Annotated in this window: 9 protein-coding genes; 6 read left to right on the forward strand and 3 right to left on the reverse strand. The window is 63.6% G+C overall.

Going from position 1 to position 8,018, the window contains the following annotated elements; all coding sequences use genetic code 11:
- Positions 1 to 213 precede the first annotated feature (213 nt).
- The gene (locus tag CEC48_RS30210; protein ID WP_088427163.1) at positions 214 to 810 is read right to left on the reverse strand and encodes a type II secretion system protein GspJ; all 597 of its coding nucleotides are present in this window, start codon (positions 808 to 810) and stop codon (positions 214 to 216) included.
- A complete protein-coding gene (gene gspH / locus CEC48_RS30215) occupies positions 803 to 1,255 on the reverse strand; it encodes a type II secretion system minor pseudopilin GspH (RefSeq protein ID WP_088427164.1) in 453 nt (150 codons plus the stop codon). The genes CEC48_RS30210 and gspH overlap by 8 nt, the downstream gene beginning before the upstream one ends.
- An 85-nt stretch (positions 1,256 to 1,340) precedes the next feature.
- Here gspH and CEC48_RS30220 point away from each other — a divergent pair, with 85 nt between their 5' ends.
- Positions 1,341 to 1,772: a type II secretion system protein N gene (locus CEC48_RS30220; protein WP_088427165.1), complete on the forward strand. Its 432-nt coding sequence runs from the start codon at positions 1,341 to 1,343 to the stop codon at positions 1,770 to 1,772.
- On the opposite strand, the gene gspI is transcribed toward CEC48_RS30220, so the two are convergent.
- On the reverse strand, positions 1,759 to 2,157 hold the full coding sequence (gene gspI, locus CEC48_RS30225) for a type II secretion system minor pseudopilin GspI (protein ID WP_088427166.1): 399 nt from the start codon (positions 2,155 to 2,157) through the stop codon (positions 1,759 to 1,761). The genes CEC48_RS30220 and gspI overlap by 14 nt on opposite strands.
- Before the next feature lie 148 nt (positions 2,158 to 2,305).
- On the opposite strand from gspI, the gene gspG reads away from it, so the two are divergent.
- Genes gspG through gspD form a run of 5 tightly spaced genes read left to right on the forward strand, consistent with a single transcriptional unit; the run spans position 2,306 to position 7,628 of the window.
- Complete coding sequence (gene gspG / locus CEC48_RS30230; protein ID WP_088427167.1) at positions 2,306 to 2,743, forward strand: type II secretion system major pseudopilin GspG; 438 nt, start codon at positions 2,306 to 2,308, stop codon at positions 2,741 to 2,743.
- An 8-nt stretch (positions 2,744 to 2,751) separates the two neighbouring features.
- The gene (gspK, locus tag CEC48_RS30235) at positions 2,752 to 3,699 is read left to right on the forward strand and encodes a type II secretion system minor pseudopilin GspK (RefSeq protein WP_176438807.1); all 948 of its coding nucleotides are present in this window, start codon (positions 2,752 to 2,754) and stop codon (positions 3,697 to 3,699) included.
- Positions 3,696 to 4,808, forward strand: a complete 1,113-nt coding sequence (gene gspL / locus CEC48_RS30240; protein ID WP_088427168.1) for a type II secretion system protein GspL — start codon at positions 3,696 to 3,698, stop codon at positions 4,806 to 4,808. Before gspK ends, gspL begins: the two co-directional genes overlap by 4 nt.
- Positions 4,801 to 5,325 carry a type II secretion system protein GspM gene (gene gspM / locus CEC48_RS30245; RefSeq protein ID WP_088427169.1) on the forward strand — a complete coding sequence of 175 codons (525 nt, stop codon included), beginning with the start codon at positions 4,801 to 4,803 and terminating at the stop codon, positions 5,323 to 5,325. Before gspL ends, gspM begins: the two co-directional genes overlap by 8 nt.
- Entirely contained in the window at positions 5,322 to 7,628 is a 2,307-nt protein-coding gene (gspD, locus tag CEC48_RS30250) for a type II secretion system secretin GspD (RefSeq protein ID WP_088427170.1), read from the forward strand. The genes gspM and gspD overlap by 4 nt, the downstream gene beginning before the upstream one ends.
- The last annotated feature ends 390 nt before the right edge of the window (positions 7,629 to 8,018 follow it).

Here is an 8,018-nt window from a genome sequence, read left to right on the forward strand (position 1 = left end):
CGGGCTGTTTGACGTTTATTTTTGCCATCATTTTTTGCGAACGATCGACGTGAAACAGCCTGATTACGGTTCATAATGTGTCAACCATGTCCCCGCACATGTGTCCACCATGTGTCCGGTCCGTACACGCTTTTGCAAAGTGACTCGCTGTAAGAGCGAAACCATAAGTAGCCGTTACCGCAGCAACGGATATGTACCCCGCCCAACACCCCACTACCGCAGGGGCCCCAAAACCTGCCGATACCGCTCCACCCCCTGACCCGTCTCCCGCACCAAAACCACCTCGATCCCCTGCGGCTCCTCCTGCCGATTCCCACTCAACTGCCGCCACCCCTTATCCCAAACCCGCACCTGCAAATCCCTGACCTGCCCCAACACAGCCACCGCATCCCGGGCCGCCGGCAACGGATACCGATCCCGCGCCGGCGCCGCCGCCCGATACAACGTGTCCCCCTTGAGCCACCACCGCACCCGCTGCAACCCATCCCCGGCAATCGGGGCACCACGGATCACCTCCAACCGAAACCCCTTGCTATCCGAACTCCTCACCGACACCGCCGCCAACGCCCCAGGCTTGGGCGCCTCGTCACCCACCGGCGGCCCCAACTCAACCCCCGCCCGCAAACTCACATCCAACTGCAGTTGATTCAACGCCCGCAACAGCACCTCAGTCTGCTCACTGCTGGCCTGCAAATGCTGATCAGCCCGCGTCACACTGTCTAACCCCCGCCAGGCAATCACGCTCACCACCGCCATCAACATGATCGCCACCATCACCTCAATCAGCGTAAAACCCTTCTGATCACTCATGAGCCACCACCCGCAACAACCCCGCCGCATCCCGTTGCACACTCAAGCTGTGCTGCCCGTCCGACAGCACCACCCGCACCGGCGGATTCACCCACTCAGCATCCAGCACTAACGTTTTCCCAGGCTCAATGCGCACCTGCATCGACGCACTGTCCCAGGCCCGCGCACGCAATTGCTGATCACCGCTGAAGTTTTCCAACCCCAGCCCATCATCCGTAACGCGGCTAAAGCGAAACCCCTTGGCATCCGCCTTCCAGGTAATCGCCCGACCATCAGCACGCGACTCCGCCTGGGCCACCTGCAACAGCTGGCTCAACCGTTCAGCGTCCTTGCGCAGCAGGTGCAACGGATCAGGCTTGATACTCAGGCTGATGGCCGCACTGGCGATGCCAATGATCACCAACACCACCATCAACTCGATCAATGTGAAGCCCTGCTGTTTCATTTTTCGCTCCCTGATGAGCCGCTGAAATAAAAAGGTGTGAATTGCCCTGTAGCCTGAAGCAACGGACAAACAGGAGGTCCCACCCATGGCATTCGCCCATCGTTTCTCACCCGCCCACGGCGTCCAGGCCGTGGCGTTGCTGGCGGCGCTGGCGGGGGTTGCGACCTGGACGCCGCTGCTGCTCACATCGGCCGAGTCGCACACCCCGCAAGCCGCACCCCAGGCATTGGCCGCCCGCAGCGACAACCCTGCCGTGCAATGGTTTTCCAATACCCCGGCGGTCATGCAGATCAAGGTCTCCGGCGTGCTCGCCGGGGCGCGTGGCGCGGTGGCGATCCTCAGTCTCAACGACGGCCCGCCCCGCAGCTTTTTGTTGGGTGAACGCTTAAGCCCCGGCGTGCGCCTGACGGCCATCGAGGGCGATAGCGTGGAGATCGAACGCGGCGCTGAAAAAATCCGCGTGCCCCTCGACAAGTTGCCCGACGCACCGGCGTTGCCAAGCCTCACTCGGCAGTAACCGGGCGCTTCACCGGTGGGCGCCCCAGCAAGGTTTCCAGGCGCGCCAGGGGCGGCGCTTCATGGGTGGCGTCCAGCACTTGCACGCTGACCTGGAACAGGCGCCCATCCGGCCCGTTGCTGATGGTTTGTTCGCAGCGCAGTTTCAGCCGGCCCTGGTCGCAGTCGAACGTCTTGCGCCCCGGGCTCAGCCGACCTTCCAGGCGCAGTTCCGCCAGGCGACTCTGGGCCGCCAGCAACGCCATCGACTTGTCCCGCAGCAGCCCATTGCTGGTGGTCATCAGCCCGGCCACGCGTACGGCTGCGGCCATGGCCACGGCGATGATCGCCAGGGCCACCAACACTTCAATCAGGGTGAAACCTTGCGCGTTGCGGGGGCCAACCATGGCGTACTCAAAACCGGGAAACAGGCCCGCAGACTAGCCCCGGCAGTTGACCGATTGGCGACCAAAGCTCCCGAGGATTTTCAACACGACTGACATGTGTTCTTGCAACACTGCGCCACGAAATGCACTCAAGCCAAGGAATGTCGAGATGGATATCGCACACTTCACGTCCCCACGCAGGCAGCGCGGTTTCACCCTGATCGAGATCATGGTAGTCGTGGTGATTCTGGGGATTCTGGCGGCGCTGGTGGTGCCCAAGGTGCTCGACCGCCCGGACCAGGCGCGGGCCACGGCGGCCAAGCAGGACATCGGCGGGCTGATGCAGGCACTCAAACTCTACCGCCTCGACCACGGCACTTATCCCGCCATGAACCAGGGCCTGAAGGTGCTGGTGGAGCGCCCGGCAGACGCAAAAAACAGCAACTGGCGCGCCTACCTGGAACGCCTGCCCAACGACCCGTGGGGCAACCCGTATCACTACCTCAACCCGGGTGCCAACGGCGAAGTGGATGTGTTCTCCCTCGGCGCCGACGGGAAACCCGATGGCGACGGTGTGAACGCCGATATCGGCTCCTGGCAGTTGTAAGGCCGGCGATGAACAGCCATTTGCCCATAGCGGCGAAGCAGCGCGGCATGGCGATTATCAGCGCCTTGCTGATCGCCGCCGTGGTCGCAGTGATTGCCGGTGGCATGCTCACCCGACAAACCGTGTTCACCCGTAGCCTGGAAGCCGAACAGCTGCGCATCCAGGGCCAATGGCTGTTGAATGGCGGCCTGGAAACCAGCCGCCAACTCCTGTGGGACGCGCGCCGCCAGGACGTATTGACCCGGCTCGACCAACAGTGGGCACGGCCCCTGGGCGGTGCTTTTGAGGGACGGATCGAAGACGAGCAGGGCAAGTTCAACCTGCGCAATCTCGTGACCCAACAACACCCCGACGCCGCGCAATTGCAAAGCTTCGAGCGCCTGTGCCAATTGATCGGCATCGACCCGGCCGTGAGCCGCCGCATCAGTCGGCGTGTAATCGACTCATACGACCAGCGCGAGGGTACGGCCTCACTCAACGGCGGCCTCAACAGCAGCCGCGACACCTCGCCCGGCGCGGCGGCGCAGTTGATTCCGGCCAAGTACCCGATGTTGCGCAGCCTCACCGACTTAAGCGGTATCGAAGGCCTCGAACCGCGTCAGCTGCGGCGCCTGGCGAGTTACGTCAGCGTGCTGCCCGGCAATACCTGGGTCAACGGCAACACCGCCAGCGCCGAGGTGCTCAGTAGCGTGGTGCCGGGGCTCAGCCTGTCGCAGGCCCAGGCACTGGTGGCCGAGCGTGACGGCGGGCGCTGGTTTATCAACCGTGGGGATTTCGTCAATCGGTTGCGCATGCCCCAGGTGGCGGTGGACACGGTGCAGGTGGGGATTACCAGCGAGTGGTTTCGCGTGTACGGCCAGGCGCGTCGCGAGCAGCGTCGGGTCACGCTGGAGGCGTTGCTGTATCGCGCCGAAGACCGTCAGCCCCAGGTGATCTGGTCGCGGGTGGGCGTATGAAGCGTTTGCGAATTGCGTTGCCGCCGCTGGATGAACTCAATGCCCAGAGCCCGGTGCAATTCGCCTGGCTGGACCGCGCCGGGCAGGTGAGCCAGCAGGGCGAGGGCAGCCTGGCGCAACTGGCGAATAACCAGGCGGAGTGTTTTCTGCATCCCCGGGACAGCCTGCTGACCAGCCTGGAACTGCCGCAATTGCCTTGCGCCAAGGTCGATGACGCGGTGACCTGCGCGGCACAGGCGCTGATTCTCGGCCCGGTGGAGTTGATGCATGTGGCCCACGGCCCACGGGAAAGCAGCGGCGTGGTGCAGGTTGGCTGGCTGCCCAAAAGCAGCCTTGAACACCTGGGCCGGGTAACGTCCCAGCTGAAAATCAAAGTGCGCGGCCTGTACCCGGCGCCCTATATGTTGCCGGTCAGCGAGCAACCAGGCGCGGCATTCAGCGACGGGCATTTGCTGCTGCGTCACAGCGTGCAGCAGGGCGCAGTGCATCCTCTTGGAAAGCAGGCGCTGGATGACCTGCTCGCCACCGGCGTCGATGTGCTGCAAGTGACCGGTGATGCCTGTTGGAGCGGTGCGTTGCCGGGCTGGGGGCTGCACGGTCGGCTTCAGCAAGCGGCCACTGGTGGCTGGGGCAGGGCGTTGGCCTGTACCGCATTGGCAGTCGTCATCTGGACCCTGGGCCTGAACCTCTACGCCGCCCGGCAGGTCGACGAAGGCCAGCGCCTAAAGGCGCAGATGAGCCAACAAGTACGCCAGGCCTTCCCCGAATTGCCGGTGATTCTCAACCCGCTGCAACAAGCCCGTCAGCAATTGGCCGCACGCCAGAGTGGCGCGGCGGCCGAACCTGGCCAGCGTTTCACCGGCTTGCTGGCGTTGGCGGGCAGCAGCCTGCCGTCCATGGTGGGCAGCGTCGAGAGCCTGACCTACGAGCAAGGTCGCCTGCGTGTGAGCCTGCTACCCGACACCCGCAGCCCGGCGCTGGCCTCTGACGGGCAAGCACTGCTGGCCCAGGCCGGTTTCAGTGCGAGCCGCGACGACCAAGGCTGGACGGTAGGCCCGCTCGCCGAGCGCGTTGAAGCCGATGCAGACGATGAGGCCGAAGATGAATAAGCGCTTGCAGCTTCTGCGCAGCCAGGCCCACGTGTTCTGGAACGGCCTGGCCGTGCGTGAAAAACGTCTGTTGGTGGGCGCCGGCCTGGTGCTGGCGGGCCTGCTGATTTGGTTGCTGTTGATTCAACCACCGCTGAAGAAGATTGATTACTGGCAAGTCGAAACCCCGAAATTGCGTAGCCAGGCCGAGGCCTTACAGGTACTGCTGCAGGGTGTCGCCACAGCCCCGCGCAGCCGCGATCTGGAAACCGCCTTGCACCAGTCCCTCGACAACGCCGGGCTACAGGGCCGCTATCAATTGCAGCCGCAGGAAACCGGCAGCTGGCGCCTGACCTTCGAGGAGGCCCCGGCAGATGCCGTGGTTGACTGGCTGCTGGCCAATCCCCGGCCATTCTCCCTGGAAGTCTCCGAGGCCCGCTTGCAGCGCGCAGGCGATGCCCCCCCTTCAAACTCGGCCGGCACCTTGTCCGGGACCGTTCGCATGGATCAGGCGCCTGGCGCTAAGGAAGCTTCATGAAGTGGTCATTGCCCAACGCTGCGCCTTATCGCAAGGTCGCCCCTTTGCTGCTGTTGGCGCTGGGAGCGTGCAGCAACCCCCAATCGTCCGCGCCGCTGTTGGTAGACAGCGAACTCGGCCAACCCCTGGCCGACACCCGGCGCAGCGGCGACACACCGCTGGACCGCCAGCGCGAGCCGGTGCAGCCGCCACGGGTGCAACACCCGGTGACCAACAGCGCCCGCAGCCATGGCGCAGCGCCGGCCAAAGCGCGCAACCCGTTGGGTGATCAACCGGTGCAACTGAACTTCGTCGACGCCGATATCCAGGCGGTGGTGCGCGCCTTGTCTCGCGCCACCGGCCAGCAATTCCTGGTAGACCCACGCGTCAAAGGTAACCTCACCCTGGTCAGCGAAGGCCAGGTACCGGCGCATCAGGCCTACGACATGCTGCTGGCGGCGCTGCGCATGCAGGGCTTCAGCGTGGTCGACGTGGGCGGCGTGGCCCAAGTGGTGCCGGAGGCGGATGCCAAACTGTTGGGCGGGCCGATCTACAGCGGCGCCAACCCGGGCGGGCAGGGCATGCAGACCCGCACCTTCCGCTTGCAATACGAAAACGCGGTGAACCTGATCCCGGTGCTGCGCCCCATCGTGTCGCCGAACAACCCGATTAACGCCTACCCCGGCAACAACAGCATCGTCATCACCGACTACGCGGAAAACCTCGCTCGCGTGGCACAGATCATCGACGGCATCGACACCCCAAGTGCCATCGACACCGACGTGGTGAAAGTGCAGAACGGCATCGCCGTGGACATTGCCGCCATGGTCTCGGAGCTGCTGGAAACCCAGGGTGCCGACCAGACCCAGAAGATCAACGTGATCGGTGACCCGCGCTCCAATTCCATCATCATCCGCGCCGGCAGCCCGGAGCGTACCGAGCTGGCACGCAACCTGATCTACAAGCTGGACAATGCCCAGAGCAACCCGAGCAATATGCACGTGGTGTACCTGCGCAACGCCCAGGCGGGCAAGTTGGCGCAGTCACTGCGGGGCTTGCTCACCGGCGAGAGCGATACCGGTGCCGGTGACAATGCTCGCGGAAAACTGAGCAGCATGGGCGGCAACACCCAGACCGGCCAGGGCAGTACCCAAAACAGCAGCGGTACACCTACCGGCAGCGGCACTGCCCAGCCCAGCGGTTACGGGCAGGACACCAGTTCCACCGGCACTTCTTCCACCAGCGACCAGAACACCGCGTTCAGCGCCGGTGGCGTGACGATCCAGGCGGACGCCACCACCAACACCTTGCTGATCTCGGCACCGGACCCGTTGTATCGCAACCTGCGGGAGGTGATCGACATGCTCGACCAGCGCCGCGCCCAGGTGGTGATCGAGAGCCTGATCGTCGAAGTGGGCGAGGACGATGCCACCGAGTTTGGGGTGCAGTGGCAGGCGGGGAACCTGGCCGGGAAGGGTGGGTTTGGCGGGGTGAATTTGGGGGGTAGCGGGTTGAATGCAACGCCTACCAGCAAGACCAGCATTGATGTATTGCCCAAGGGGTTGAACATCGGGCTGGTGAACGGCACGGTGGATATTCCGGGGGTGGGCAAGGTGTTGGACCTCAAGGTGCTGGCCCGGGCGTTGAAGAGCAAGGGCGGGACCAATGTGCTGTCGACGCCGAACCTGCTGACGCTGGATAACGAGGCGGCGAGTATTTTTGTGGGGCAGACGATTCCGTTTGTCACCGGCAGTTATGTGACTGGGGGCGGGGGCACGAGTAATAACCCGTTCCAGACGGTGCAGCGTGAGGAGGTGGGGCTGAAGCTGAACGTGCGGCCGCAGATTTCCGAGGGCGGGACGGTGAAGCTGGATATTTATCAGGAGGTCAGCAGTGTGGACACGCGGGCTTCGGTGGACGCCGGGACGGTGACGAACAAGCGGGCGATTGATACGAGTATTTTGCTGGATGACGGGCAGATCATGGTGCTCGGTGGGTTGTTGCAGGATGGCTATAGCCAGAGCAATGACGCGGTGCCGTGGTTATCGGATATTCCGGGGTTGGGGGCGTTATTTCGCAATGAAAAACGCAGCGTGACGAAGACTAATTTGATGGTGTTTTTGCGGCCCTACATTATTCGTGACAGTGGGGCGGGGCGCAGTATTACGCTCAATCGTTATGAGTTTATGCGCAGGGCCCAGGGTGGGTTGCAGCCGGAGCGCAGTTGGGCGATGCCGGATGTGCAGGCGCCGCAGTTGCCTTCGGTGGATAAGGCTGTGCCTGATTTGGGGCCTCGGGCGGTGATTCGGGCGGTGCCGCGGTGATGGGGGGGTGGGGCGCTGGTGGTGGTGTGCATATCCGTTATTTAGGTAACGGCTACTTATGGTTCCGCTCTTACAGCGGGTCACTTTTGGCAAACGCCCGGAATGCCGGCCCAGCCAAAAGTAACCAAAAGGTCTCTGCCCCACCACTCGGTGCCTCGCTTAGGCTCGGCATGCCGGAACGAAGGCCCGATTCCGCGGGCCGCCGCGACGGCCCGTCCCTGGCCCGTCGCGGCTAAATCGGCATCCTTGCCGATTTACCCGCTCCACCGTGCCTACTTGCGGCCATCGTGGTTAACGGGGCCCGCAGATCAAGATCAAAAACAGATCAAGGGCACGGCGGCCTGAAAGCCGACCTGAGTGTTAGAAGCAAGGGCAAGGTCCAGAGCGAAA

The organism is Pseudomonas sp. K2I15 (assembly GCF_002204795.1).
In the GTDB taxonomy this organism is placed as follows: domain Bacteria; phylum Pseudomonadota; class Gammaproteobacteria; order Pseudomonadales; family Pseudomonadaceae; genus Aquipseudomonas.

What these genes read in the sequence shown, in the direction of transcription:
- CEC48_RS30210 (WP_088427163.1), bottom strand. Translation starts at nt 810, where the DNA reads ATGAGTGATCAGAAGGGTTTTACGCTGATTGAGGTGATGGTGGCGATC.
- gspD (WP_088427170.1), top strand. Translation starts at nt 5,322, where the DNA reads ATGAAGTGGTCATTGCCCAACGCTGCGCCTTATCGCAAGGTCGCCCCT.
- gspL (WP_088427168.1), top strand. Translation starts at nt 3,696, where the DNA reads ATGAAGCGTTTGCGAATTGCGTTGCCGCCGCTGGATGAACTCAATGCC.
- gspG (WP_088427167.1), top strand. Translation starts at nt 2,306, where the DNA reads ATGGATATCGCACACTTCACGTCCCCACGCAGGCAGCGCGGTTTCACC.
- gspK (WP_176438807.1), top strand. Translation starts at nt 2,752, where the DNA reads ATGAACAGCCATTTGCCCATAGCGGCGAAGCAGCGCGGCATGGCGATT.
- CEC48_RS30220 (WP_088427165.1), top strand. Translation starts at nt 1,341, where the DNA reads ATGGCATTCGCCCATCGTTTCTCACCCGCCCACGGCGTCCAGGCCGTG.
- gspI (WP_088427166.1), bottom strand. Translation starts at nt 2,157, where the DNA reads ATGGTTGGCCCCCGCAACGCGCAAGGTTTCACCCTGATTGAAGTGTTG.
- gspH (WP_088427164.1), bottom strand. Translation starts at nt 1,255, where the DNA reads ATGAAACAGCAGGGCTTCACATTGATCGAGTTGATGGTGGTGTTGGTG.
- gspM (WP_088427169.1), top strand. Translation starts at nt 4,801, where the DNA reads ATGAATAAGCGCTTGCAGCTTCTGCGCAGCCAGGCCCACGTGTTCTGG.